Annotated in this window: 24 protein-coding genes and 2 tRNA genes; 18 read left to right on the top strand and 8 right to left on the bottom strand. The window is 72.5% G+C overall.

Annotated elements, in window-relative coordinates:
- Positions 1–6 precede the first annotated feature (6 nt).
- Together nudC and ABD335_RS28905 are read left to right on the top strand one after the other, a co-directional pair.
- Positions 7–939: an NAD(+) diphosphatase gene (gene nudC / locus ABD335_RS28910; RefSeq protein ID WP_344328784.1), complete on the top strand. Its 933-nt coding sequence runs from the start codon at positions 7–9 to the stop codon at positions 937–939.
- Positions 940–1,046: 107 nt separating this feature from the next.
- Positions 1,047–1,859: a nucleotidyltransferase domain-containing protein gene (locus tag ABD335_RS28905; RefSeq protein ID WP_344328783.1), complete on the top strand. Its 813-nt coding sequence runs from the start codon at positions 1,047–1,049 to the stop codon at positions 1,857–1,859.
- 97 nt (positions 1,860–1,956) lie between these two features.
- Here ABD335_RS28905 and ABD335_RS28900 read toward each other — a convergent pair whose 3' ends face one another.
- Entirely contained in the window at positions 1,957–2,199 is a 243-nt protein-coding gene (locus tag ABD335_RS28900) for a mycoredoxin (RefSeq protein ID WP_344328782.1), read from the bottom strand.
- Positions 2,200–2,366: 167 nt separating this feature from the next.
- On the opposite strand from ABD335_RS28900, the gene ABD335_RS28895 reads away from it, so the two are divergent.
- From ABD335_RS28895 to ABD335_RS28880, 4 genes are all read left to right on the top strand, one after another.
- Positions 2,367–4,679: an ATP-dependent DNA helicase UvrD2 gene (locus ABD335_RS28895; RefSeq protein ID WP_344328780.1), complete on the top strand. Its 2,313-nt coding sequence runs from the start codon at positions 2,367–2,369 to the stop codon at positions 4,677–4,679.
- 151 nt (positions 4,680–4,830) lie between these two features.
- Positions 4,831–5,139 carry a hypothetical protein gene (locus tag ABD335_RS28890; RefSeq protein ID WP_344328777.1) on the top strand — a complete coding sequence of 103 codons (309 nt, stop codon included), beginning with the start codon at positions 4,831–4,833 and terminating at the stop codon, positions 5,137–5,139.
- A 130-nt stretch (positions 5,140–5,269) separates the two neighbouring features.
- Entirely contained in the window at positions 5,270–5,632 is a 363-nt protein-coding gene (locus tag ABD335_RS28885) for a WhiB family transcriptional regulator (RefSeq protein ID WP_344328775.1), read from the top strand.
- The gene (locus tag ABD335_RS28880; protein ID WP_344328773.1) at positions 5,629–5,952 is read left to right on the top strand and encodes a hypothetical protein; all 324 of its coding nucleotides are present in this window, start codon (positions 5,629–5,631) and stop codon (positions 5,950–5,952) included. Before ABD335_RS28885 ends, ABD335_RS28880 begins: the two co-directional genes overlap by 4 nt.
- 222 nt (positions 5,953–6,174) lie before the next feature.
- On the opposite strand, the gene ABD335_RS28875 is transcribed toward ABD335_RS28880, so the two are convergent.
- Positions 6,175–7,578, bottom strand: coding sequence for an ABC1 kinase family protein (locus ABD335_RS28875; protein WP_344328771.1), 1,404 nt, complete (start codon positions 7,576–7,578; stop codon positions 6,175–6,177).
- 54 nt (positions 7,579–7,632) lie between these two features.
- Positions 7,633–8,748 (bottom strand): ThiF family adenylyltransferase, encoded by a 1,116-nt coding sequence (locus tag ABD335_RS28870; RefSeq protein ID WP_344328770.1) that lies wholly within the window; start codon positions 8,746–8,748, stop codon positions 7,633–7,635.
- 342 nt (positions 8,749–9,090) lie between these two features.
- On the opposite strand from ABD335_RS28870, the gene ABD335_RS28865 reads away from it, so the two are divergent.
- From ABD335_RS28865 to ABD335_RS28850, 4 genes are all read left to right on the top strand, one after another.
- On the top strand, positions 9,091–9,651 hold the full coding sequence (locus ABD335_RS28865) for a M48 metallopeptidase family protein (RefSeq protein WP_344328948.1): 561 nt from the start codon (positions 9,091–9,093) through the stop codon (positions 9,649–9,651).
- A 69-nt stretch (positions 9,652–9,720) separates the two neighbouring features.
- On the top strand, positions 9,721–11,343 hold the full coding sequence (locus ABD335_RS28860) for a TerD family protein (protein WP_344328768.1): 1,623 nt from the start codon (positions 9,721–9,723) through the stop codon (positions 11,341–11,343).
- 11 nt (positions 11,344–11,354) lie between these two features.
- Positions 11,355–12,038: an AIM24 family protein gene (locus ABD335_RS28855; RefSeq protein ID WP_344328767.1), complete on the top strand. Its 684-nt coding sequence runs from the start codon at positions 11,355–11,357 to the stop codon at positions 12,036–12,038.
- A 15-nt stretch (positions 12,039–12,053) separates the two neighbouring features.
- Positions 12,054–12,809 carry an AIM24 family protein gene (locus ABD335_RS28850; protein WP_344328765.1) on the top strand — a complete coding sequence of 252 codons (756 nt, stop codon included), beginning with the start codon at positions 12,054–12,056 and terminating at the stop codon, positions 12,807–12,809.
- Positions 12,810–12,843: 34 nt separating this feature from the next.
- Here ABD335_RS28850 and ABD335_RS28845 read toward each other — a convergent pair whose 3' ends face one another.
- Complete coding sequence (locus ABD335_RS28845; protein WP_344328764.1) at positions 12,844–13,371, bottom strand: NUDIX hydrolase; 528 nt, start codon at positions 13,369–13,371, stop codon at positions 12,844–12,846.
- Positions 13,368–14,822 carry a zinc-dependent metalloprotease gene (locus tag ABD335_RS28840; protein ID WP_344328762.1) on the bottom strand — a complete coding sequence of 485 codons (1,455 nt, stop codon included), beginning with the start codon at positions 14,820–14,822 and terminating at the stop codon, positions 13,368–13,370. The genes ABD335_RS28845 and ABD335_RS28840 overlap by 4 nt, the downstream gene beginning before the upstream one ends.
- Before the next feature lie 134 nt (positions 14,823–14,956).
- Here ABD335_RS28840 and ABD335_RS28835 point away from each other — a divergent pair, with 134 nt between their 5' ends.
- From ABD335_RS28835 to ABD335_RS28820, 4 genes are all read left to right on the top strand, one after another.
- On the top strand, positions 14,957–16,066 hold the full coding sequence (locus ABD335_RS28835; protein ID WP_344328761.1) for an SDR family oxidoreductase: 1,110 nt from the start codon (positions 14,957–14,959) through the stop codon (positions 16,064–16,066).
- Positions 16,067–16,141: 75 nt separating this feature from the next.
- Positions 16,142–16,600 (top strand): molybdenum cofactor biosynthesis protein MoaE, encoded by a 459-nt coding sequence (locus ABD335_RS28830; protein WP_344328760.1) that lies wholly within the window; start codon positions 16,142–16,144, stop codon positions 16,598–16,600.
- A 345-nt stretch (positions 16,601–16,945) separates the two neighbouring features.
- Positions 16,946–17,161, top strand: a complete 216-nt coding sequence (locus ABD335_RS28825; RefSeq protein WP_344328759.1) for a hypothetical protein — start codon at positions 16,946–16,948, stop codon at positions 17,159–17,161.
- 66 nt (positions 17,162–17,227) lie between these two features.
- Positions 17,228–18,316, top strand: coding sequence for a YlbL family protein (locus ABD335_RS28820; protein WP_344328758.1), 1,089 nt, complete (start codon positions 17,228–17,230; stop codon positions 18,314–18,316).
- Positions 18,317–18,378: 62 nt separating this feature from the next.
- On the opposite strand, the gene ABD335_RS28815 is transcribed toward ABD335_RS28820, so the two are convergent.
- Positions 18,379–18,960 (bottom strand): PPA1309 family protein, encoded by a 582-nt coding sequence (locus tag ABD335_RS28815; RefSeq protein WP_344328756.1) that lies wholly within the window; start codon positions 18,958–18,960, stop codon positions 18,379–18,381.
- A gap of 136 nt (positions 18,961–19,096) precedes the next feature.
- On the opposite strand from ABD335_RS28815, the gene ABD335_RS28810 reads away from it, so the two are divergent.
- From ABD335_RS28810 to ABD335_RS28795, 4 genes are all read left to right on the top strand, one after another.
- On the top strand, positions 19,097–21,997 hold the full coding sequence (locus ABD335_RS28810) for a UPF0182 family membrane protein (protein ID WP_344328947.1): 2,901 nt from the start codon (positions 19,097–19,099) through the stop codon (positions 21,995–21,997).
- 53 nt (positions 21,998–22,050) lie between these two features.
- Positions 22,051–22,124, top strand: a tRNA-Met gene (locus ABD335_RS28805).
- A 192-nt stretch (positions 22,125–22,316) separates the two neighbouring features.
- Positions 22,317–24,005 (top strand): tetratricopeptide repeat protein, encoded by a 1,689-nt coding sequence (locus tag ABD335_RS28800; RefSeq protein ID WP_344328754.1) that lies wholly within the window; start codon positions 22,317–22,319, stop codon positions 24,003–24,005.
- Between the two features lie 123 nt (positions 24,006–24,128).
- A tRNA-Met gene (locus ABD335_RS28795) sits at positions 24,129–24,202 on the top strand.
- A gap of 214 nt (positions 24,203–24,416) precedes the next feature.
- Here the strand turns inward: ABD335_RS28795 and ABD335_RS28790 are convergent.
- Both ABD335_RS28790 and ABD335_RS28785 read right to left on the bottom strand, forming a co-directional pair.
- Positions 24,417–24,836: a Fur family transcriptional regulator gene (locus tag ABD335_RS28790; protein ID WP_344328753.1), complete on the bottom strand. Its 420-nt coding sequence runs from the start codon at positions 24,834–24,836 to the stop codon at positions 24,417–24,419.
- Between the two features lie 452 nt (positions 24,837–25,288).
- Positions 25,289–25,696: a CBS domain-containing protein gene (locus ABD335_RS28785; protein ID WP_344328752.1), complete on the bottom strand. Its 408-nt coding sequence runs from the start codon at positions 25,694–25,696 to the stop codon at positions 25,289–25,291.
- Between the last annotated feature and the right edge of the window lie 97 nt (positions 25,697–25,793).

Below are 25,793 nucleotides of genomic sequence, written 5' to 3'. Positions count from 1 at the left end.
GCAGCCGTGATCACCTGGCCCGACCACACCGACGCCCACCGTCCGATCACGCTCACCGCCACCGGTGGCATCGACCGCGCCGCCCACCACCGCGTGGACGAGGCGTGGCTCGCGGCGGCCTGGAGCCACCCCACGACCCGCTGCTTCGTGGTCTCCGGCGGACAGGTGCTCGTCGAGGACACCGACGACGGCCGCGCCGAGCTGGTGACCATGCCCTCCTTCGACGCCCCGCTGACCGAGGCGCACCGCTACTTCCTGGGGATCGACGAGGAGGGCGTGCGCTACTTCGCGCTCCAGAAGGACTCGCTGCCGGGCCGGATGGACGACGCGGCCCGCCCGGCGGGGCTGCGGGAGGCGGGCGCACTGCTCTCCGAGCGCGACGCGCAGCTGATGGTGCACGCGGTGGCCCTGGAGAACTGGCAGCGGATGCACCGCTTCTGCTCGCGCTGCGGCGAGCGCACGGTCATCGCCGCGGCCGGCCACATCCGCCGCTGTCCGGCCTGCGGGGCCGAGCACTACCCGCGCACCGACCCCGCCGTGATCATGCTGGTGACGGACGCCGACGACCGCGCGCTGCTGGGCCGCCAGGTGCACTGGCCCAGAGGCCGCTTCTCCACGCTCGCGGGCTTCGTGGAGCCGGGGGAGTCCATCGAGCAGGCGGTCGTGCGGGAGGCCGGCGAGGAGGTCGGCGTCACGATCGGCGAGGTGGAGTACGTCGCCAGCCAGCCGTGGCCCTTCCCGTCCAGCCTGATGCTGGGCTTCGTGGCGCGCGCCACCTCCACCGAGATCCGGGTGGACGGCGAGGAGATCGAGGAGGCCCGCTGGTTCTCGCGCGAGGAGCTGCGCGCCGCGTTCGCCTCCGGCGAGGTCCTGCCGCCGTCCGGCATCTCCATCGCGGCCCGGCTGATCGAGCTGTGGTACGGAGAGCCGCTGCCGTGACGGCGGCGGTGCGGGGCGGGCGGCGCGGTCCGGTCACCCGACCCGGCCTTACGTGATCCGCCGCACACCGGCACGGCACGGGCGGACCCCATCGGAAGGGATGCCTCATGGACGACCGTACGTTCCTCGACCACGTGGCCGACCGGCTCGCCGCGCTCCCCGGCGTCCGCGCCGTGGCGCTCGGCGGCTCCCGCGCCCAGGGGACGCACCGGCCCGACAGCGACTGGGACCTGGCGGTCTACTACCGGGGCGGGTTCGACCCGGAGGACCTGCGGGCGATCGGCTGGCCGGGAGAGGTCTCCGAACTCGGCGCCTGGGGCGGAGGGGTGTTCAACGGCGGCGCCTGGCTGACGATCGACGGCCGCCGGACCGACGTGCACTACCGCGACCTCGACGTCGTGGAACACCAGATCGCCGAGGCCGAACAGGGCCGTTTCCACCACGAGTCCCTGATGTTCCACCTGGCCGGCATTCCGAGCTATCTGGTGGTCGCCGAACTGGCCGTCAACCGGGTGCTGCGCGGCGAGCTGCCCCGCCCGTCCTACCCGCCGGCGCTGCGGAGGACGGCCGCCGAGCACTGGCGGGGCGCCGCACGCCTCACCCTGGCCTACGCCAGGGCCAACCACGCGCCGCGCGGCCGGCTCACCGAGGTCGCCGGCGCCCTCGCCACCGCGGCCGCGCAGGCGGGACACGCCGTCCTCGCCGCCCGCGGCGAGTGGGTGACCAACGAGAAGACGCTGCTGGCGCGGGCCGGACTGCGCGGCGTCGACGGCGTCGTCGCCGGACTGGAGGCGTCCCCCGAGGCCCTCACGGCGGCCGTCGACGCCGCCGAGGTGCTCATGGAGAGGGCGCTGGAGGAGGCGGCGGAGAAGACGGCGGGGAAGGCGTTCGACGAGGCGGCGGCCCGCGGGACGGGCTGACGCCCGCCGCGCGTCGCCCGGCCGCGGACGCGCCGCGGGGCGGCCCCACGGCCTCGTCCGGCCGTGAGAGCCGCCCCGGAATCGGGCACGCGCCCGATCAGGCGCCGATCTTCTGCTTGACCTGTGCGATCGACGGGTTGGGGAGGGCCGACCCGTCGGGGAAGAGCACGGTCGGGACGAGCTGGTTGCCGTTGTTGACCTTCTCGACGAAGGCCGCGGCCTCCGGGTCCTGCTCTATGTTGACCTCGGTGTACGCGATCCCCTCGCGGTCCATCTGGCTCTTGAGCCGCCGGCAGTAGCCACACCAGGTGGTGCTGTACATCGTCACCGTTCCCGCCATGGGTCCCTCGCGCTCCTTCGTCTCGGGGTGTTGGCATCGTTGGAACGTTCAACCGCGCGGGACCATTCCCGGCTCCGGGCCTCCTCCGCCGTGAGCCACGTCTCCCGGCCGCCGTCCGCCGTCCGTCCGCGCGCCCTCGAACTCCGCGCGGGGCACGGGTACGAGGAATGTCCACGGCCTGTGGACAACGGTCACGGGTCCCTTCGGGGACCTGGCAGCATGGCGGGGTGACAGCAGCAACGCCCTCCCCTCTGTTCCCAGCCGTCCCCGATTCGCCGGACGCGGTGCTCGAAGGGCTCGACCCCGAGCAGCGCGAGGTGGCCACGGCACTGCACGGCCCGGTGTGCGTGCTGGCGGGGGCCGGTACGGGCAAGACCCGGGCCATCACACACCGGATCGCGTACGGGGTGCGGGCCGGGATGTACCCGCCCGCCAGTGTGCTGGCCGTCACCTTCACCAACCGCGCGGCGGGGGAGATGCGCGGGCGACTGCGTCAACTCGGCGCCAACGGCGTGCAGGCCCGCACCTTCCACTCCGCCGCCCTGCGGCAGTTGCAGTTCTTCTGGCCGAAGGCGGTCGGCGGCGATCTGCCGCGTCTGCTGGAGCGCAAGGTCCAGCTCGTCGCGGAGGCCGCGGCGCGCTGCCGCATCCGGCTCGACCGCAACGAACTGCGCGACGTGACGGCCGAGATCGAGTGGGCCAAGGTCACGCAGACCGTGCCGGAGGACTACCCGGCGGCGGTCGCCAAGTCCGCGCGCGAGGCCCCGCGGGACGCGGCCGAGATCAGCCGGATCTACGGGCTCTACGAACAGCTCAAGCGCGAGCGCGCGGTGATCGACTTCGAGGACGTGCTGTTGCTCACGGTCGGCATCCTGGAGGAGCGGCCCGACATCGCCGACACCGTGCGCCGGCAGTACCAGCACTTCGTCGTGGACGAGTACCAGGACGTCAGCCCCCTCCAGCAGCGGCTGCTGGAGCTGTGGCTGGGGGACCGGGACTCCATCTGCGTGGTCGGCGACGCCAGTCAGACGATCTACTCCTTCACCGGAGCCACCCCCGACCACCTGCTGAACTTCCGTGTCCGCCACCCCCACGCCACGGTGGTGAAACTGGTGCGCGACTACCGCTCCACGCCACAGGTGGTGCACCTGGCCAACGGGCTGCTGGCGCAGGCGCGGGGCCGGGCCGCCGAGCACCGGCTCGAACTGGTCTCCCAGCGCGAGGCCGGGCCGGAGCCCGTCTACACCGAGTACGCCGACGAGCCCGCCGAGGCCGAGGGCGTCGCCCGCCGCATCCGGGAGCTGATCGACGCCGGGGTCCCCGCGAGCGAGGTCGCGGTGCTCTACCGGGTCAACGCCCAGTCCGAGGTCTACGAGCAGGCCCTCGCCGACGCGGGGGTGCCCTACCAACTGCGCGGCGCCGAGCGGTTCTTCGAGCGCCCCGAGGTGCGCGAGGCGGGCCTGGCCCTGCGCGGTGCCGCGCGCGCCGGGGGCAACGACACGCTGCTGGCCGACGCCGTCGACCTGCCCTCCCAGGTGCGGGCGGTGCTGGGCGGCACCGGCTGGACGCCCGAGCCCCCCGCCGGATCGGGCGCCGTGCGCGACCGCTGGGAGTCGCTGGCCGCCCTGGTGCGGCTCGCCGAGGAGTTCGCCCGGGCCCGGCCGCAGGCGACCCTGGCCGACTTCGTGGCCGAGCTGGACGAGCGGGCGAACGCCCAGCACGCCCCCACGGTCGAGGGCGTCACCCTCGCCTCGCTGCACGCCGCCAAGGGCCTGGAGTGGGACGCGGTCTTCCTGGTCGGGCTGACGGACGGGACGGTGCCGATCACCTACGCCAGGACCGACGAGCAGATCGAGGAGGAGCGCCGGCTGCTCTACGTCGGTGTCACCCGTGCCCGGCGGCACCTCTCCCTGTCCTGGGCGCTGTCCCGTTCGCCGGGCGGGCGGGGCGGGCGCCGCCCGAGCCGGTTCCTGCAAGGGCTGCGCCCCGGTTCCCCGACGGGCGGCGGCCGTCCGGGTGCCGGCGGGGGCGTCGAGCGCGGCGCCGGCCGGTCGCGCAGACGGCGCGGTCCGGTGCGGTGCCGGGTCTGCGGGCGCACCCTCACCGATCCGGGCGAGATGAAGCTGATGCGCTGCGAGGACTGCCCCTCCGACCTCGACGAGGAGCTGTACGAGCGGCTGCGGGAGTGGCGCGCGGTCCGGGCCCGGGAGCTGGGTCAGCCCGCGTACTGCGTCTTCACCGACAAGACCCTCATGGCGATCGCCGAGACCCTGCCCGACAACGAGGCCGAACTGGCGCGGATCCCGGGCGTGGGCGGACGCAAGCTCCAGCGGTTCGGCGCCGACGTGCTGGCCCTGTGCGCCGGCGAGGAGGTCGACGCGAACGCCCGTACGGACGCCGGAGAGCAGTCGCACGAACAAGTGGACGAAGAGGCTCCGGAAACTGTCACAGAGGCTGTTACGAACCTGCCGGAAAAATAGTTTGCGCGGGCCGTGTAAACCCTCATAGCCTTCCGGACATGGATGGCGGCGAGGGCTACTCGTCCCACCCCATCCATGCTGTACTAGCTCTTGAACACCCGGATCGACGCACCCGTCGATCCCTCACGACGCCGAGAGGAGGCGAGCTTCGATGACCACCCTGATCACCAAAGAGCTGATCGGTCTCGAGGCCGTTGCCTCCTGCCTGCTCGGCTCCAGCCTGTCCGGCACCGGTGTCTCCGGTGTCACGGTCGCGCGTCCGGCGTCCCGTGTGGTTCTGCCGATTCGTGAGCGCGGCGGCGAGCGACCGACCCAGGCACCCGAGGCAGTGACGGTGGCACAGGCGGATGCCTATGTCTTTACCGACGCGGCCAACGGTGCCGAAAACGGACAGAAGCAGTCGCAGCACCACACGATGTGGGCCTTCCGTGGGCTCGAACCCTGGAGAGATCCAGCCTGATCGGCACGATCAGGTCGGCACCTTCCAGGGCCGCGGAACCCACACCGGGATCCGCGGCCCTTCTGTTTTCCCCAAGTGGCCCGGCCACCAGCCGGGTCGAAGAGACGACACAGACGAGGAACTCACAGCCGTGCACATCCGGACGCACGCCCCGTCAGTACAGCCCGACCCGATCCGACCGTCCGACCCCACGGAGGACTCCTTGACAGCCCTCACCACGCTCACCGAGCTCGACGACGCCATCGAGCGTCTCGGTGTGGCCGTGCCCTGCCGCAGCTACGACCCGGAGGTCTTCTTCGCCGAGTCGCCGGCCGACGTGGAGTACGCCAAGTCCCTCTGCCGGACCTGCCCGCTGCGCGAAGCCTGCCTCGCCGGGGCCAAGGACCGCCGTGAGCCCTGGGGCGTCTGGGGCGGCGAGCTGTTCGTCCAGGGCGTTGTCGTGCCCCGCAAGCGGCCGCGTGGTCGCCCCCGCAAGAACCCGGTCACGGCATGAGCACCGCCGGCACGATCGACCGACCCGCGACGCACGGTCCCGCGCTGCGTCCCTTCCCTGAACGGGAGCCCGTGATGACCCTCAACAGCGAGAACCACGCAAGCAAGCATTCCGACACGATCGCCTCGCTCCAGAACAGGACCCGCGACATGCAACTCATCCCAGAAGCCTTGGCCCGTGCCCATATGCACGAACGCGTGCGGGAGGCCGAGTCGGAACAACGGGCCCATCGGCTGGTCGTCGCCCGGCGCATGCAGCGCCGCGCCGAGCGGGCCTCCCTGCGGGCCCGCCGCGCGCTGGCCCTGGCCGTGATGCAGTGACCGGCGAAGGCCGCCGCTGACGGCCGGCCGCCGGTGACCGGCGGCCGGCGACGAGAACCGACCACGGGGGACCGGGGAACCGGGGCGACACCGCCCCGGTTCCTCCGTTGCCGGGCACCTCGGGGAACACCCGGACCGGACGTCCGCCTTCCGGGGCGTCCCGGACCGGTGGACGGGGCCGCCCCCGAGACGTGGGCCCGCCCCGAGAGGTGGGCCGGGCGCTCAGGCGGAGGTCTCCGTCACCTCCGCCTCGTCCTCCGCGCCGTCGAAGTCCGCCTCACCGTCCTCCTCCGGCAGGAAACCCGGCACCCACTCCTCCATCTCCTCGCGCATCCCGACCCGTGCGCCGAGCTGGCACAGCACTCCGATCGTGCTGAGCGTCACCCGGTGGATCAGCAGGTACGAGGGCGGCAGGTTGAGCTGCTTGCCCAACTGGTAGGCGGGAGAACGCGGATCCGCGAGCCGTGCCGCCTGCTCGCGCATCCAGTTCCGGGAGAAGGTGAACTCGTCCACCTGCGCGGGCTCGATGATCGGCAGGAGGTAGTCCAGCACGGCCTCCGGATCCAGCTCGATCGTCGGCTTGACGAAGCCCTCGTCGCACAGCAGCTCGTACACCGTCTCGGCATCGCCGTCGAGCGCCATCCGCAGCGCGACGCCGATCGTGGGCGGCAGCCCCTCCGGCAACCGGTCGACCGTGCCGAAGTCCATCACTCCCAGCCGCCACTTCTCCGGCGGGCCGTCGGGGGCGTCCTCGGTCAGCAGCCGGAAGTTCCCGGGGTGGGGATCGGCGTGCAGCAGCCCCGTGCGGGCCGTGCCCGAGAAGAGGAAGCGCGCCAGCAGCTGCCCGGCCCGGTCCCGTTCCTCCCGGCTTCCGTCCCTGATCACCTCGGACAGGGGAACACCGTCCATCCACTCGGTCACCAGCACCTGGTCGCACTGGTACACCACGTCCGGCACCCGCACGTCCGGATCGCCGGCGAACTCCGCCGCGTACGTCCGCTGCGCCTGCGCCTCCAGGCCGTAGTCCAGCTCCTCGCTGACCCGGTCGCGCAGCTCCGAGACCAGCGGCTTGACGTCCACGCCGGGAATGAGCGGCCCCAGCAGCCGGACGAAGCGCCCCAACTGGTTCAGGTCCGACAGCAGCGCCTCGCCCGCACCCGGGTACTGCACCTTCACCGCCACCGGGCGCCCGTCGTGCCAGACGCCGCGGTGCACCTGACCTATCGAGGCCGCGGCCGAGGGCTTGTCCTCGAACTCCTCGAACAGGTCCCGCCAGTCCTCGCCCATCCGCTCGGCCAGCGCCGCGTGCACGGTGGACACGGGCATCGGCGGCGCCGCCTCCTGGAGCCTGGTCAGCGCCGCGCGGTACGGCTTGGCCACCTCCTCCGGGAGCGCCGACTCGAAGACCGACAGCGCCTGGCCGAACTTCATGGCACCCCCCTTCAGCTCTCCGAGGACCTTGAACAGTTGCTCGGCGGTGCGCTGCTGCAACTCGCTTCCGACCAGCTCCGCGGAGTATCCGCCGATCCGCTTGCCCAGCCCCCAGGTCGCGCGTCCCGCTATCCCCAGTGGCAGCGCGGCCAGCTTGGCGGTACGGGTGACGGCCTTACGCGGAAGATCCGACATGTGCCCCTCCAACTTCCCGACAGCACGACCAGGTGGCAGCGCCGAGGACAGCGGTCATGTGGCCATTGTGGACCGCCGACCCCCATCGGCCGAGAGCGGGAGGCCATCGGGCACGGAAGCCGCACCGCACGGACACTCCGTGTGGGCCGGTACCGGCTCGGACTCGGAGCGCAGCTCCGGCAGCACCCACTGCCGCCGGGAGTTCGTCGCCCAGCTTCCGTCCCCGTCCAGGAAACCCAGCGCGCAGGAGGCGGCGGCCCCCGCGACCACCGTCGCCAGCGCCACGTCACAGGCGGGCATCCCCGACCGGCGCGCCGACCGCCACTGCGCCACCAGCAGCGGCCACGTCGGCTCCCGGTCCGTACGCCCGCGCAGCAGGCACTCCGCGCACGCCGTGGCCCCCGGCAGCACCAGCGGCCCCACGAAGCCGGTGCCCTCGACCACCCCGGCGTACAGATGGGGTCGGCCGTCGGCGACCAGTTCCTCGACCGCGGTGGGATCGGGCGCGTAGGCGGCCAGCCCGTCGCGCGGCGCCAGGACCACCAGACCGAGGCCCGGCTCGTGCTCCCCGGGTCCGGGGCGGGACGGACGCCTTCCCGGGGCCGCCCGTCGTACCGCCTTGCCCGCCGCCGAGATCCGTCGCTCCCCGGTCCGCTCGGCCGCGATGCCGCCCGGTGCGGTGTCCCACGGCGCCACGCAGCCCCCGTCCACCACGTCGACCTGGCCCACTCCGGCCGCCGACAGCAGCGCCGCCACCGTCGCCCCGACGCGTCCCGCGCCGCGCACCTGCACCCGGCTCGCCGCCCGGGCGGCGAGCCGTCGCACCCCTCCGCCCGGCTCCGGCCGGAGCACCGAGAGCGAGCCCAGGTCCGGACGGAGCCGATCGTCCACGTGGACCGCGGCCCGTCGGTGCGCGGTGGCGTCGTCCAGCAGCCCGGCGGCCTCCAGCCGCGCCACCAGCCGGTCGGCCGCTTCCGCCCCGAGGCCCATCGTCTCCGCCGCCTCCCGGAGTTGCGGCAGGCTGCGGGTGCCGTCGATCAGGTCCAGGAAACTGCCGGTCGCGGTGTCCACCGGCCCCAGCAGCACCGCGTGCGCGGGCGTCACCCCGTACTGCACGGTGTGCCGGTCCCGCCAGGCGCGCCGCAGCGCCGGCTTGATCATCGGATGCATGCCAGACCCCCTGAAACCCATGGGAACCACGGTCGGCGCTCTCCCGCGACCGCTCGCCGACCAACGACGGGCCCAGGATGCGCCCCCCGCCCCGACCGCCGCGGAGAGTTGTCCACAGGGCGCGGCGTTTGTCATACCGGTGGCCCAGTGGTGCCGTGCCGGCCGCCGTGCGAGCCGTCCCGCGCCCCGGGGCGCGGGACGGCTCGCACGGCGGGGTGTTTCCCCCGGAAGCGCCCCGGAGGGGGGACTTCCGCCGATGTCAGCGGGTAACGTCGTGGCGTGCCCGCCGACCCGCTGAACAGCACCGAACCACCGCACCACGGATCCGAGCCGACCAGTGCGGTGGTGGACGGCGTGGTGGCGGACGGCACGGGCCTCGGGCCGGGCCCGGTGGAGGTCCGCCGCAGCTCACGCCGCCGGCGCACGGTCTCCGCCTACCGCGAGGGCGGCCGCACCATCGTCCTCATCCCGGCCCGGATGTCGAAGGACGAGGAGCGGCGCTGGGTGCGGGTCATGCTCGACAAACTGGCCGCCCAGGAGAGCAGGCGGATGCTCGACGACGGCGAACTGGCCGCGCGCGCGGCGCGGCTCTCCGAGCAGTACCTCCAGGGGCGGGCCCGCCCGGCCACCGTGCGCTGGGTCACGAACCAGAACACCCGCTGGGGCTCGTGCACCCCCGCGGAGGGCAGCATCCGCCTCTCCCACCGGCTCCAGGGCATGCCGGACTACGTTCTGGACTACGTCCTCCTGCACGAGTTGGCGCATTTGCTGGTCCCCGGTCACGGCCCGCGATTCTGGCGGCTGTTGGAGGCGTATCCGCGCACCGAAAGGGCGCGTGGATTCCTGGAGGGCGTGGTGGCCGCCGACCGGTTGCCGAATGTTCCCTGCGCCCGAGGCGAGTGAGGCGGGGGAGGGAACCGTTAGCCTGGCGCAACGCACATCATCGCATCGGATGGGGGACGGTCGTTACGCATGGCCAGGGAATTCCAACGCGGCCACAAGGCCAAGATCGGCGATCTCACCGCCGGAACGGATCTGTACGTAGGGGTGCGGATCTCGGCTCCGGGACTGACCTTCGACATCAGCTGCTTCGGCCTCGACGCCGATGAGCGACTCTCCGACGACCGTTACTTCGTCTTCTTCAACCAGCCCAAGTCGCCGGAGGAAGCGATTCAGCTCCTGGGCGCGCAGGCGGGCGACACCGAATCCTTCAGGGTGACGCTGGACCGCATTCCCGCACACGTCAAGAAGCTCTCTTTCACCGCGACGATCGACGGCGCCGGACAGATGTCCCAGATCGATCCCGGTTATCTGCGAATCGTCGCGGGCGGTGAGGAAGTCGCGCGGTACGCGTTCGACGGCTCGGAGTTCACCACCGAGCGGGCCGTGATGCTCGGCGACATCTACCTGAAGGACGTCTGGCGTTTCGCGGCGGTCGGGCAGGGCTTCGACGGCGGGCTGGAGGCGCTGCTGAAGAACTTCGGCGGCGAGGTCGCGGAGGAGTCCGCGCCCGAGGCCCCGGCCGCCCCCGCCGCCGCGCCGGGATTCGCCCCGCCCGCGGGACCGGCGCCGGGCTTCGCGCCCCCGGCGAACCCCGTTCCCGCTCCCGCACCGGCTCCCCAGGCCCCCGCACCGGCCCCCGTCCCCGCACCGGCTCCCGCTCCCCAGCCCCCCGTCCCCGCACCGGCCGCCCCGCCCTTCGGGCAGCCGGCGCAGTCCGGCCCGCCCGTCCCGCCCCCCTACGGCGGCCCGTCCGGCATGCCCACCCAGCCGGGCTTCCCCGGACAGGCGGCCCCGCCCGGACCGCCCGCCCCCGCACCGATGCCCGCGGCCCCCACCGCCCCCGGGCAACCCCTGTCCAACCCCTTCCAGCCGCAGGCCCCGCAGCAGCCCTTCGGGCAGCCCGGCGTCCAGCCGGTGCCGCAGGGGCCCGCGGCCGGGATCGGCGTCGCGCTGGAGAAGTACCGCGAGGCGCCCACCGGGCAGCGCTGGACCCTGCAGAACCCGGCGCTCGTCCGGGCCGACCTGAGCCACGACGGCCAGGCCGTCCTCGCCCGTCAGGGCAGCATGGTGCTGTACCAGGGCAAGGTGGACTTCTCCTACAAGGGCGCCGGGTTCGCCGGCCGGATCGTCGGCAACGCCACCGGCCAGGAGATGCAGCTGATGCGCTGCACCGGTCGCGGCCAGGTGTTCTTCGCCGAGAACGCCGCGCACGTCCACCCCATCGAGCTCCAGGGCGACGCCGTCTGCGTCTCCGCCGAGAACGTGCTCGCCTTCGACGAGAGCCTCCAGTACGAGGTCCGCCGGATCGAGGGCCACGGCATTCCCGGCGGCGCGCTGTTCACCATGCAGTTCCAGGGCACCGGAACCGTCGTGGTCAAGACCCAGGGCGTCCCGGTCGTCCTGCCCGTCACACCGACCACCTTCGCCGACTGCCAGGCCGTCGTCGCCTGGTCCGCCGGCGCGCAGGTGATCATCTCCAGCCAGGTGCGGCTGCGCCGCAACGCCTATCCGGGGCACAGCGGGGAGACCGTGAACCTCCAGTTCCGCGGTGCGCCCGGCAACTTCATCGTCGTCCAGCCCTACGAGGTCTGAGGGAGCCCGTCGTGAACCAGCCAGTGATCTCGGGCTACGCCCCGACCCCGGTCACCGCCCGCATGGAGAACCACGGCCCGCACATGGTGAAGATCGCCATGGCGAGCGGTCAGGACGTCTTCGCCCGCACGGGATCGATGATCGCCTACGAGGGGTTCGTCCAGTACGAGCCCAACCCGCCGGCCGTCCGCCAGATGGCCTCCCAGTGGCTCACCGGCGAGGGCGCCCCGCTGATGAGGTGCAGCGGCGACGGGCTGCTCTACCTCGCCGACTACGGAGCCGAGGTCGTCTGCCTCAACCTCGCCAACGAGGCGATCTCGGTCAACGGCACCAACCTCCTCGCCTTCGACGCCCACCTCCAGTGGGGCGTCGAGCGCGTCAAGGGGCTGGCGAAGTTCGCCGGGCAGGGCCTGTTCAACGTCGGGATCTCCGGTACCGGCTGGGTCGCCCTCACCTCCCGCGGCACGCCCGTCGTCGTGGACTGCGGACGCGGTGAGGACGAGACCTACGTCGACCCCGACGCCCTCGTCGCCTGGTCGACCGGCCTGAAGATGAAGGGCAAGCGCACCATGAAGGCGAGCGCGCTGATCGGCCGCGGCAGCGGAGAGGCGTACCAGATCGCCTTCTCCGGTCAGGGGTTCGTCGTCGTACAGCCCAGCGAGGACAGCACCGACCGTCTGCGCGTCCGGGGCTGAGGGGGAAGGAAGAACATGCAGAGTCCGCTCTTCGGCTACACCGAGGTCCAGTCCCAGGACCGCTACACCCTGCAGAACCCGCAGCTCCTGCGGGTTCTGCTCGGCGGTCACGACGACGTGCTCGCCCGCAAGGGCGCGATGGTCGCCTACCAGGGGATGCTGGAGTTCGACGGCGAGTACCAGTCGCGCGAGCGGCGCCGCAGGCAGGCGAGGACCGGCGAGAACCTGGAGCTGATGCGCTGCTCCGGGCAGGGCACGGTCTACCTGGCCAACCTCGCCCAGTACATCCACGTCATGGACGTGGAACCGGAAGGACTGACGGTCGACAGCGCCTACGTCCTGGCCCTCGACTCCTCCCTGCACTGGGAGGTGATCGCGGTGGACAGCCAGTTCGGCATCTCCGGCTCCGGCGCGTACAACCTCAACATCACCGGACAGGGCAAGGTCGCCCTGATGACCTCCGGTCGGCCGCTGGCCCTCCAGGTCACCCCGGACCGGTACGTCAACGCCGACTCCGACGCGGTGGTCGCCTGGTCCAGCTCGCTGCGGGTGCAGATGCAGGCCCAGACCAGCTCCCAGAGCGTGTTCCGGCGGCGCGGCAACACGGGGGAGGGCTGGGAGCTGAGCTTCATGGGCCAGGGGTACGCCCTCGTCCAGCCCAGCGAGCTGCTTCCCCCGCAGAACGCGGCGATCGGTCAGGGCGTGCGCGCGCAGTACGGCATGGGCGCGCACGGCGCGCACGGCCAGAACCAGGGCAACCGCTGGAACTGAGCAGGGCGCACGGACCGTGCCCGCGCGCCCTGCCTCACAGCAACGCGCGGGTACGGTCCACCAGCCGCACGACGGAGTCGTCGGCCACGGACGCCACCTCGTCGTAGGCGAACCAGCCCAGCTCCAGCGACTCCTCGCCGACCACCTCCAGCGCACCCTCCGGAGCCAGGACGGCGTACTGCACGTCCAGGTGCCAGGCGCAGGGCGTCAGGTGCCGGTCGAGCCGTACGGGGCCGCCCGGCAGCAGGGTGAGCCCGGTGATGCCCGACTCCTCGGTCGCCTCCCGCAGGGCGGCGCCGGCGAGCGTGGTGTCGCCGGGCTCGCAGTGCCCGCCCGTCTGGAGCCACATCCGCAGCTTGCGGTGGTGGGTGAGGAGCACCCGGCCGCGGCGGGGGTCCACCACGAGCGCGCTCGCCGTGACGTGCCCGTCCGCACAGGACTTCCACATGCCGTCCGGGTGGGCGACCAGATGGTCGCCGTACGCCTGGCGCAGCGCGTCCTGCGTCTCGTCCGGTGCGGGCCACTCTTCGAGGACCCGCACCGCGTCCGCGTGGAGGCTCACCGGGCGTCGCCGTCGGCGCCGTTTCCGCCGTTCTCGTCGTCCTCGCGCTCGTCGCGGCGCTTCCCGCCGCTCTCGTCGCCCTCGTGCCCGGCGTCGCCGTCGCCCTTGCGCAGCAGCCCCTCCAGCTCCGAGAAGTCGAGCTGCTCGCGGTGGACGAAGCCGTCCGGGTCGTCGAGGTCCTCGGCGGTCGGCAGCATGTCCGGATGCGCCCACAGCCCGTCGCGGCCGTCCAGCCCGCGGGCGTCGGTGAGCGAGGCCCACAGCCGCGAGGCGTCCCGCAGCCGCCGGGGTCGCAGCTCCAGACCGATCAGCGTGGCGAAGGTCTGCTCGGCCGGCCCGCCGCTGGCGCGGCGGCGGCGCAGCGTCTCGCGCAGCGCCGAGGCGGACGGCAGGTGCGGTTCGGCGGCGGCGTGCACCACCGCGTCCACCCAGCCCTCGACCAGGGCGAGCGCCGTCTCCAGCCGAGCCAGGGCCGCCTTCTGCTCGGGGGTGTCCTCCGGCTGGAACATGCCGTGCTGGAGCGCCTCCTGGAGCTCCTCCGGGCGCGTCGGGTCGAGCTGGCCGACGAGGTCCTCCAGCCTGGCGGTGTCCACCTTGATGCCGCGGGCGTACCCCTCGACGGCACCGAACAGGTGCGAGCGCAGCCACGGCACGTGGGCGAAGAGACGCTGGTGAGCGGCCTCCCGCAGGGCGAGGTACAGCCGCACCTCGTCCAGGGGGACGCCCAGGTCCCGGCCGAAGGCCGCGATGTTGATCGGCAGCAGCGCCGCCTTGCCCTTCGGGCCCAGGGGCAGTCCGACGTCGGTGGAGCCGACGACCTCGCCGGCCAGCACGCCCAGCGCCTGCCCGATCTGGGTGCCGAACATCGCGCCGCCCATGGAGCGCATCATTCCGAGCAGCGGGCCGGCCATGGCCTGCATCTCCTCGGGCAGCACGTCGCCCATGGCCGCCCCGACCCGTTCGGCGAGCGGGTCCACCAGGTCCTTCCAGACCGGAAGGGTGGCCTCCACCCACTCCGCGCGGCTCCAGGCGACCGCCGAGCCGGCTCCGGAGGGCAGCGAGGTCACTCCGTCCAGCCACAGGTCGGCCAGCCGTACGGCCTCCTCCACCTCGCGGCGCTCCCGCGGGCCGACGCTGGCGTCCTTGACGCCGTCCTTGGTGCCCGCGGCGACGGTCTGCCGGGCGATCTCCTTGGCCATGTCCCAGTTGACCGGCCCGCCCTCGTAGCTGAGCATCTGGCCGATCCGCTGGAACGCGGCGCCCAGGTCGTTGGGGTCCAGGCCGCCGGGACCGCCGAACGAACCGAACATCGCCGCGAACGGGTTCTCGGCGCCGCCCTGTCCGCTGCCGAACCCGAAGGGGTTCGGTCCCTGACCGCCCTTCTTCCGGCCGTCGTCGCCCTCCTCCGGCTCCTCGGGGGGAAGGCCGAATCCGAATGGGATGTCGCTCACGGGGTTCCTCGGCTCTGATGGATGGGACGGTGGGATGGTGTGCGATGTGGTGGGCTTTACGTCCAGCCTAGACACCTCTCGTGCAGGATGGACCCTGCGCACGTCGTACCAGAGACAACCGCGGGAGAAACCCGGTGAGTTCCCAGGAGCCAAACGTTCGCGGTCCGCGTAATGGGGCCGCGCGGCCCACCATCGCGGTCACCGGCGCCGCGTCCGGGGTGGGCGCGCTGCTCACCGAGCGGCTGGTGGCCTCGCCGGAGGTGGAGCGGGTGATCGCCCTCGACGAGCGCCGCGGGGACGTGGAGGGGGCCCAGTGGCACGTCCTGGACGTGCGGGATCCGGCCATCGCCGACCGGCTGCGCGGCGACGGCGCCCCCGTGGACGTGGTGGTGCACCTCGCCCTCGACCTGGACCTGGAGACCGATCCCACCGCCCGTACCGCCTACAACGTGCGCGGCGCCCAGACCGTGCTGACCGCTGCCGCCGCGGCGGGCGTGCGCCGGGTGGTGCTGTGCACCTCGGCGATGGTCTACGGGGCGCTGCCCGACAACGACGTGCCGTTGGCCGAGGACGCCGAGCTGCGGGCGACCGCCGAGGCCACGGGCGTCGGCGACCTGCTGGAGATCGAACGGCTCGCCAAGCGCGCGCCCCGCGCGCACCCCGGTCTGAACGTCACCGTGGTGCGCCCCACCGTCCTCGTCGGCGGCACGGACACGGCCCTGACCCGCTACTTCGAGTCCCCGCGCCTGCTGGTCGTGGCCGGCTCCCGGCCGTGCTGGCAGTTCTGCCACGTCGAGGACCTGGCCGGCGCCCTGGAGTACGCGGCGCTGGAGAAGGTGGACGGCGAGCTGGCGGTCGGCTGCGACGGCTGGCTGGAGCAGGAGGAGGTGGAGGAGCTGTCCGGCATCCGCCGCATGGAACTGCCCTCGGCCGTCGCGCTGGGCGCGGCCTCCCGGCTCCACCGCCTGGGCCTCACGCCCTCCCCGGCCGGCGACCTGGCGTACACCATGCACCCCTGGGTGGTCAGCGGCTCCCGGCTGCACGAGGCGGGCTGGCGGCCGAAGTGGACCAACGAGGAGGTGCTGGCCGAGCTGCTGAAGGAGGTCGCCGGCCGGCACACGGTCGCCGGCCGGCGGCTGGGCCGCAAGGACGCCACGACGCTCGGCGCCGCGGGCGCGACCGTCGCGCTGGTGGGCACCGCGGCCCTGGTCCGCCGCGCGCGCAAGGCACGCCGCCGCGTGTGACGTCCGTCACACCGCTGTCGGATCGGCGGCGGGGTCGTCCCTCCGTGGGCGGGACCCGTGCGGCACCATGGCGCCATGGCACAGACGTACGACCACCCCGGCGAGCGGGCGGCGCCCGATCCGATCCGCCTCCTCGCGATCCGTGACGCCCCGCTCTCCGTGGACGAGGTCTTCACGGCCGTCGGCGACGCCGCCGCGGGCGGCACCGCGCTGTTCGTCGGCACCGTACGCGACCACGACGGCGGCGCCGGCGTGGCCCGGCTCGGCTACTCCGCGCACCCCACGGCCGAGGCCGAGCTGCGCCGCGTCGCCGAGAAGGTGGCCGCCGACTTCCCCGTACGGGCGCTCGCCGCGGTCCACCGGGTGGGGGACCTGTCGGTCGGCGACCTGGCCGTGGTCGTCGCCGTCTCCTGCGCGCACCGCGCCGAGGCGTTCGACGCGTGCCGTCGTCTGATCGACGACCTGAAGCACCAGGTGCCGATCTGGAAGCACCAGACCTTCACGGACGGCACGGAGGAGTGGGTCGGCGCGTAGCGCCGCCTCTCCGGGACCGGCGCCCGAGGGTCGGGGTCTCCCCGGGGCGGAGCCCGAGGGTTGGGGTCTCTCCAGGACCGGCGCCCGAGGGGTGGGGTCTCCCCGGGACGGCGCCCGAGGGGTGGGGTCTCCCCAGGGCGGAGCCCGAGGGGACGGTCGGGCGGGTGTGCCATGCCCCGACGGGGAATGCCCGGGCGGTTGGAGGGAACAGTCCACGCATGGCCGGTGCCGACGAGTGGTCGGCTTCCGGTTGCGGAACCGCACCCCTGCCGGAACCGTTGAGTCTTCTGGGATTTAGTCTGCTCATAGGCCGGTTTGGCGCATTCGAGGGATCGGGAGGTCACTGTGGCGGCACTCGCCTGGTTGCTGATTCCGTTCGCCGCCGCGGTGGGGGCGGCCGTGTGGGCCGTATGGGCCTCACGGAAGCCCAGCGGCTTCGGGGACGCGGCCGGCGTCGCCGGGTACGAGGCCTTCCGGGCCGCCATGGAGCGCCCCCACGACCCCGGCCGCCGGCGGGAGGGGGCCGACGCCGACTCCCATCCCACGGCCACCGCCCCGTGAGTCGCGCGACCCCGGACGGACGGGCCCCCGAGGCCGACTGACGTCCGGTTCCCGTACTGTCGTGGCATGCCACGCCGGACCGCGACGATGCTCACCGCCACCCTGCTGCTCATAGCCGTGCTCTGCGCCGGTGTCCTGATCAGGGTTCCGTACGCAGAGATGTCCCCGGGGCCCACCGTCGACACGCTCGGCGAGCACAACGGCGAACCGGTGCTGAACATCGAGGGCAGGAGGACGTACGAGGCCTCCGGCCACCTCAACATGACCACCGTCCGGGTCACCGGCGCCGACTACCGGATGAACCTGGTGGAGGCCCTCTACGGCTGGCTGGCGGACGACAGCGCCGTCGTCCCGCACAGCACCCTGTACCCGGACGACAAGTCCGCCGAGGAGGTCCGGGAGGAGAACGCCGAGGAGTTCAGTCAGTCGCTGGAGAGCGCCAAGGTCGCGGCGCTGAGGGAACTGGAGATCCCGGTCGGCGAGCGGGTGGTCGTCGCCTCCGTGGTCAAGGGCGGTCCGGCCCAGGGGCGGCTCCACGCCGGAGACGTGATCAGGGCCGTGGACGGCGAGCCGGTGGAGCAGCCGGACGACGTCGCCCGGCTGGTGACCGAGCACGAGCCCGGTGAGGACGTGGTCTTCACCGTCGTGCCGGCCAAGCGGGCCGAGGCGGCCGAGAAGAAGGGCGAGGAGCCCACCGGGGGCCGGGACGTCACCGTCACCACCACCGCGGCCGACGACGACAAGCGGGCCATCGTCGGCATCCGGGCGGGACTCGACCACACCTTCCCGTTCGAGATCGACATCAAGCTCGCCGACGTCGGCGGCCCCAGCGCCGGCCTGATGTTCGCCCTGGGGATCGTGGACAAGCTGACCAAGGGCGACCTCACCGGCGGCGAGTTCGTGGCCGGCACGGGCACCATCGACGGGGAGGGCGCGGTCGGCCCGATCGGCGGCATCCAGATGAAGACCATCGCCGCCCGGGACAAGGGCGCCGAGTACTTCCTCACCCCCGAGGACAACTGCGCCGGCGCGCTCCGCGACGTCCCCGACGGCCTGACCCTGGTGAAGGTCGGCACGATCGACGACGCGCTGGAGGCGCTGGAGGACATCCGGGAGGGGAACGAGGCCGGCCTGCCGCGCTGCACGGCGGGCTGACCCGTTCCGATCCCTTCCGCGGGCCGTCCGCCCGTCCGGTCGTCCGGCCCGCGGGCGGAGGGTCAGTCGGCGAAGGTGGCGGCCAGGGCGTCGGTGAGCCCCGGCACCAGGTCCGGACCGGTCAGCACCTCGGTCGGCGAGTCCTTCTCGCGCAGCCGCAGCGCCGACTCGCGGGCGCCGTCCCGCAGCACCGCCACGGTCATCCGCACCTCCTGCCGGTCGGGGTGCTCGGCGACCCACTGCGCCAGCTTCTCCTCGGCGCCCTCCTCCTGGAGGCTCTCGGGGACGGACGCCTCGGCCGACGGCGGCAGCATCAGCCGTTCCACCGTCATCGCGCACCCGGCGACCGCGTCGGGCCAGGCGATGGTGCCGAGGAACTCGTCGAGGGGAACCCCGGGGGGCAGTTCGTCCTGCTCGACCGGGGTGAGGGAGGCCGGAACGGGGGCGTCGTCGCCCTCGCCGTCGAGTCCGAGCCGTTCGGCGAGGGCGGGCTCCTCGGCGCGCAGTCGGTCGGTGTCGACCAGGGCGAAGAGGCGGGCGGGCTGGTCCCAGCCCAGGCCGGCGACGTACTCGTCGATCTCGAGCACGGCGCGGGTGAGCGGGCTGGCGGCGAGCGGTGCGCCGTCGATGGGGAGGTTGTTCATCCTCATATCGTGCCGCCGAACACCCCGGGAACGGGAACTGGGTAAAGCTTGAGTAAGTTGCATGGGTGGGGCCCTAGCATTTCGGGGCCAGTTTCATCCGCTGCGAATCTTCGAGGTGCGCACCTTGGCTTTCCAGATGCCGGACCGGGGCCCAGGCGGGCCCACCGGACCACGGATCAGTGTCGGCAGGCCCTCCAGGCGCGCCAAGACCCTGCTCATGACAGCGGGCGTGCTCGCCGTTCTGGCCATGCTCTTCGTCATGTTCGCGGGGTTCTGGACCGACTGGCTGTGGTATCGATCGGTCCGCTACACCACCGTCTTCACCACCACCCTGTGGACCAGGATCGGCATGTTCGCCGTCTTCGGTCTGCTGATGGCCGCGGCCGTCGGCTTCAACATCTGGCTGGCCCACCGGCTCAGGCCCCCGCTCAGCGCGATGTCGCTGGAGCAGCAGAGTCTGGACCGCTACCGGATGGGCATCGCCCCGTACAAGAAGTGGATTCTGCTCGCGGTCACCGCCCTGGTCGGGCTGATCGCCGGTGCCTCCGCCGCGGGCCAGTGGCGCACCTGGCTGATGTGGGTGAACGGCGTTCCCTTCGGCACCGCGGACCCCCAGTTCGGCAAGGACGTCTCGTTCTACGCCTTCGACCTCCCCTGGTACCGCTTCCTGCTGAGCTTCGGCTTCGCGGCCACCGTGCTCTCGCTGCTGGCCGCCGTGCTGGTGCACTACCTCTACGGCGGGTTGCGGATCTCCACCCCGGGCGCCCGGGCGACGTCCCAGGCCACCGGTCACCTCTCGGTGCTGTTCGGCGTCTTCGTCGCGCTCAAGGCGGTGGCCTACTGGCTGGACCGCTACGGCCTGGCGGTGAAGTCCGGTGACTTCAAGGCGACCGACAACTGGACGGGTCTGCGGTTCGTCGACGCCAACGCCTACCTGCCGGCGAAGACGATCCTGTTCTTCATCGCCGCCATCTGCGCGGTGCTCTTCTTCGCCACCCTGTGGCGGCGCACCTGGCAGCTGCCGGTGATCGGCTTCGGCCTGATGGTCCTCTCGGCGATCCTGATCGGCGGGCTCTACCCGGCGATCGTGCAGAACTTCCAGGTCAAGCCGAACGAGCAGGCCAAGGAAGCGCCGTACATCAAGAAGAACATCGAGGCCACCCGCGACGCCTACGACATCGACGACGCCAAGGTCTCGAACTACCAGGGCGAGAGCGAAGCGAGCGCCGAGGAGCTGAGGGAGGCGGCGGACACCACCGCCAGCATCCGACTGCTCGACCCGAACGTCGTCTCGCCCAGCTACCAGCAGCTCCAGCAGGTCCGCAGCTACTACCAGTTCCCGGCCACCCTGGACGTGGACCGGTACACCACCGAGGACGGCGAGGAGCGGGACACCGTCGTCGGTCTGCGCGAGATCAACATCAACGGCATCACCGAGCGCAACTGGATCAACGACCACTTCAAGTACACCCACGGCTTCGGCATGGTGGCCGGCAAGGGCACGGAGGTGGCCTCGAACGGCGTGCCCGCCTTCGTGGAGAAGGACCTCCCGCCGGAGGGCGAACTCGGCGACTACGAGCCGCGGATCTACTACGGCGAGAAGACCACGCAGTACTCCATCGTCGGCGGCCCGCAGAAGGAGCTGGACTACATCTCCGGCAGCGAGGAGAAGACGTACAGCTACAAGGGCGACGGCGGGGTCGACCTGTCCAACCCGCTCAACCGCGCGGCGTACGCCGTGACCTTCAACGAGCCGCAGATCCTCTACTCGGGCGCGATCGGCGAGGGTTCGCAGATCCTGTACAACCGCACGCCCAAGGAGCGCGTCGAGGCGGTGGCCCCCTGGCTGACGATCGACGGCGACCCGTACCCGGCGGTGGTGGACGGTCGCATCCAGTGGATCGTCGACGCCTACACCACGACGAACCAGTACCCGTACTCGTCCCGCACGACCCTGGGCGAGACCACGGCCGACGCGCTGACCGACGGCCAGCGCTCGGTCATCGCCCAGCAGAACCGGGTCAACTACATCCGCAACTCGGTCAAGGCGACGGTGGACGCCTACTCGGGCGAGGTCAAGCTGTACCAGTGGGACACCGAGGACCCGGTGCTGAAGACCTGGATGAAGGCGTTCCCGGGGACGGTGGAGCCGAGGAGCGAGATCGGCGACTCGCTGATGGACCACCTCCGCTACCCGCAGGACCTGTTCAAGGTCCAGCGCGAGCTGCTGACGCGCTACCACGTCACCAGCGCGGGCCAGTTCTACAGCGGCAGTGAGCGCTGGCAGGTGCCGGACGACCCGACGAAGAAGGGCAACGCCAGCGCGGTCCCGCCGTACTACCTCAGCATGAAGATGCCGGACCAGGAGGAGCAGACCTTCTCCCTGACGACGACCTTCAACCCCAGTGGGCGCGAGACGCTGGGCGCCTTCATGGCGGTCAACGCGGACGCCCGCAGCGAGGACTACGGCACGATCAGGATCCTCAAACTGCCGTCCAACACCACGGTGTCCGGCCCGCAGCAGGTGCAGAGCCGGTTCAACTCCGACACCGAGATCGCGAACGAGATCAACATCCTCCAGCGCGGCGACTCGGAGATCGAGTACGGCAACCTGCTCACCGTGCCCCTGGAGGGCGGGCTGCTCTACGTCGAGCCGGTCTACGTCCGCGGCGCGGGCACCAACTACCCGCTGCTGCGGAAGGTGTTGGTGACCTACGGCGAGAAGACGGCGTTCGAGAACACCCTGGGCGAGGCCCTGGACGTGGTCTTCGGCGTGGACGGTTCCCGGGAGGAGGACCGCGGCGAGGAGCCGCCGGCCGAGGAGGACACCACGACGCCGCCTCCGTCCGAGAACGCGACGGTGCAGGAGGCCCTGCAGGACGCCCAGGAGGCGTTCGACGCGGGCCAGAGGGCGCTGGGCGAGCAGGACTGGGAGGCCTACGGCCAGGCCCAGGACGATCTGGAGGACGCCCTCCGGCGGGCCGCCGAAGCCGAGCGCGCCGCGGCCGGCGACAACAAGGGACGCAAGGAAGAGTGAACCGGTGGTGAGCAGGCTCCTCCCGCGCCGTGCTAAGATTGAGAACACAACGGCGCGGGGTGGAGCAGCTCGGTAGCTCGCTGGGCTCATAACCCAGAGGTCGCAGGTTCAAATCCTGTCCCCGCTACTAGGAGAAACGGGCCCGGAGTCACTGACTCCGGGCCCGTTTTTCGCGTGTGAGGAGGGAGAAAAGGGCGCATGACAGCGCTCCGTGTTTGGGTGGTAGCCGTATCGGGAAGTCGACAAAACGCTGAAGTGACTTCCCTGGCGGCTGTATACCAGGTGTACGCGGGGTGCGGGTGGTGCGACGATGGGCCTCATGGGGGACAAGGCAAGGTTTGAGGGAGTGGGTGGTGGTGTGAGCGGTACCGCCCCCCACGACGTCGACGCCATCAGCGCGCTCGGTGCCCGGCTGCTGCGCCGGGGCGATCTGGAAGGGGCCGAACCGCATCTGCGGGCCGCCACCGCGGCCGGGGATCGAGCCGCCGCCAACAACCTGGGGGTCCTGCTCCACCAGCGCGGCCAGGCCGACGAGGCCGCGGGCTGGTGGCGTGTCGCCGCCGTCGCCGGCTCGGCCGCGGCGGCCCACTCCCTGGGGCGCTACCACCGCGAGCGCGGCGACGAGACGGCCGCCGAGTACTGGCTGCGGCAGTCCGCGGAGTCCGGCCACCCCCTGGGGGCGTACGCCCTTGCCGATCTGCTGGAGCACCGCGGCGAGGACGGGGCCGAGGAGTGGTTCCGGGCCGCCGCCGAGCGCGGACACCGGGAGGCGGCGTACCGGATCGCGCAGATCCTGATGCGCCGTCGGCCGCCGGCCACCGCCGAGGCCGAGCAGTGGTACCGCCAGGCCGCGGCGCGCGGCCACCGGCGTGCCGCGCTGCGGCTGGGCACGCTCCTGGAGGAGCGCGGCGAGTTGCAGGAGGCGGCCCGCTGGTATCTGACCGCCGCCAAGGACGGCGAGGCACGCGCCGCCTGCGCGCTGGGCTTCCTGCTGCGCGACGCGGGCGACACCGAGAGCGCCGCCGAGTGGTGGCGCCGCGCCGCCCAGGACGGCGACGGCAACGCGGCCAACGCGCTGGGCGCGCTGCACGCCGAACGCGGCGAGCGGCAGACCGCGGAGCGCTGGTACCGCGTCGCGCTGGAGGCGGGCGACGTCAACGGCGCCTTCAACCTCGGGCTGCTGTGCGACGCCCAGGGCCGTACCGCCCAGGCCGAGCAGTGGTACCGGCGCGCCGCCTACGCCGGGCACCGCGAGGCCGCCAACGCGCTCGCCGTCCTGCTGCTCCAGCGCGGCGACGCGGAGGGCGCCGAGCCGTGGTTCTCCAAGGCCGCCGAGGCGGGCAGCGTGGACGCCGCGTTCAACCTCGGCATCCTGTACGCGAGTCGCGGCGAGGAGGGGCCGGCCAGGCAGTGGTACGAGCAGGCCGCGGCGGCCGGCCACACCGAGGCCGCGCTCCAGGTGGGCATCGCGCTGCTGCGCGAGGGCGACACCCACACCGCCGAGCGGCACCTGCGCCGCGCGGCGGGCGGCGGCAGCGTGGAAGGGGCCTTCCGCCTCGCGGCCCTGCTGGAGCGTCAGGCCCCGAGGAGCGGCGTCGACACGCACGGTGTGCCCGAGTACGAGGAGTGGTACGAGCGGGCCGCCGAGCAGGGACACCGGCGCGCGCAGGTCCGGTTGGGCATGTGCGCGGCGGCGCGCGGCGACGTGGTCCGGGCCGCGCACTGGTACCGGACCGCCGCGGAGGCGGGCAGCCGGAACGGGGCCTTCAACCTCGGGCTGCTGCTGGCCCGTGAGGGCAGCGAGCCGGAGGCCGCCCTGTGGTGGACCCGTGCCGCCGAGGCGGGCCACGGCCGTGCCGCCCTGCGCCTGGCGCTGCTGAGCGCCCGGCGCGGCGACCTGACGGCGGGTCGGCACTGGTGCGCCCGCGCGGTGGAGTTGGGGCCGCCGGAGGTCGCCGAGCGCGCGGCCCGGCTGAGCGAGGCCCTCCACGAGGAGCTGTCCGCCTGAGGCGCGGCGGCTCCTCGTGGCCCCCTGCGCGGTGTGGCCCCTGGGGCGGGTGGTGTCCCTTCGCCCGCGCGGGACTCGATTTGCACTGCTCCCGGGAGTGGGGTTACTGTTGAGCCACAACGACGCGGGGTGGAGCAGCTCGGTAGCTCGCTGGGCTCATAACCCAGAGGTCGCAGGTTCAAATCCTGTCCCCGCTACTGATGCGGCGGTGGCCCGGATCCCCAAGGGATTCGGGCCACCGCCGTTTCCGCGCTGTGAGCGATGGGCGGCGTGTGATGTGCGCCGCGTGTGATGTCCGTCGGGCAACCGTGCGCCGGGCCGTGTGGACGATGGACGCGCGAGCGTGGGTGCGCCGTCGCGCGGGACCTGCCGACGTCTCGGGACTCGGAATGCCGGCCGACTCGGCCGGGCTCAGTCGGTGGAGGCGCAGGAGGGGCAGACGCCCCGGTAGGTGACCGTCGCCTCGGAGAGGGTGAACCCGAAGCGCTCCTCCTCGGGGAGGAGGGCGAGCGGGTCCCCGGAGGGGCGGACGTCACGGATCACACCGCACCGGGAGCAGACCAGGTGCTGGTGGGAGTGGTGGGCGTTCGGGTCGTACCGCTTGGCCCGGCCGTCCGTGCTGACCTCGATCACCTCGCCGATCGAGACCAGTTCGCCGAGGGTGTTGTAGACGGTGGCGCGGGAGATCTCCGGCAGTCGCTCGGCCGCGCGCGCGTGCACCTCGTCGGCGGTGTAGTGAACATGCTCACCATCGAGGACCTCGGCGACGACTCGCCGCTGGGCGGTCAAACGCCAGCCGCGATCCCGGAGACGTTGAAGCAGGTCACTCATATTCCCACCTTAGCAGCGCGCTTCCATGGCCGGATTCCCTACGGTCTTTGGCGCCTTCTTGATGTGGACAACATCCAATGTAGGATCACGTTCGGCCTGATCCAGGGGAAACGGGCGGTTTCCCGTACGACGGCCGCCGCGCCGGTGCGGAGGACCACGAGCCCGACGGCTGCGGCGGTCCGGCCGATCGACGACCTGGCCGGTCCGATCCCGCAGGTCTCGCGCGCGGACGTCGTCGAGCGGGCCGTCGAGGACGTCCGCCGGGCCGACGAGGACCACGGCAGGCGGCCGGAGGCCGCGGACAAGGCCCTGCGCGGCCGACGCCGCCCTGCCGTCGGCGGCGGGTGCTCCCCACCGGCCGCCACAGACCCGGAGGGGCCGGACGCCACTGGGCTCCGGTCCCTCCGGCGCGTCCGGGCACGCCCGGCGCGGGGGCGGGCGCCGAGGGTCCGTCAGGCCGCCGCGACGCTTCCGTGCTCGCGCGCGGACGCCCAGCAGCGGACGATGTCGCGGACCGACACCACTCCCACCGGCTCTCGGTCGTCGAGCACGATCAGATGGCGGAAGCCGCCGTGCGTCATGGCCCGCGCGGCGTCCTCCAGGGTCCAGCCGGGGGCGGCGAAGACCACGTCGGTGGTGGTGTGGAGGTGCGCCGGCTCCCGGTCGGGGTCCTGGCCGGCGCCCACGGCGTTGAGGACGTCGCGTTCGGTGAGGATGCCGATGCCGCAGGTGTCGGGGTCGAGGACGACGGCCGCGCCGACCCGGCGGGCGGCCATCAGCCGGGCGGCCTGGCGGAGGGTGTGGGTGGGGCCGATGGTGAGGACCAGCGTGCTCATGGCGTCGCGGACGAGGGTGGGCATGACTGTGGTGCCACCTCCTTGGAGGAATTCCTTCCAAGAGAAGGAATTCACAAGGTCACAAGCGGGGGGATTCTCATGTTCACATGCCGCTCGGACC

Source organism: Streptomyces macrosporus (genome assembly GCF_039533145.1).
Taxonomy (GTDB): Bacteria; Actinomycetota; Actinomycetes; order Streptomycetales; family Streptomycetaceae; genus Streptomyces; species Streptomyces macrosporus.
Note: the sequence above shows the minus strand (reverse complement) of the source record. Positions and strands in the feature narration are given on the sequence as shown.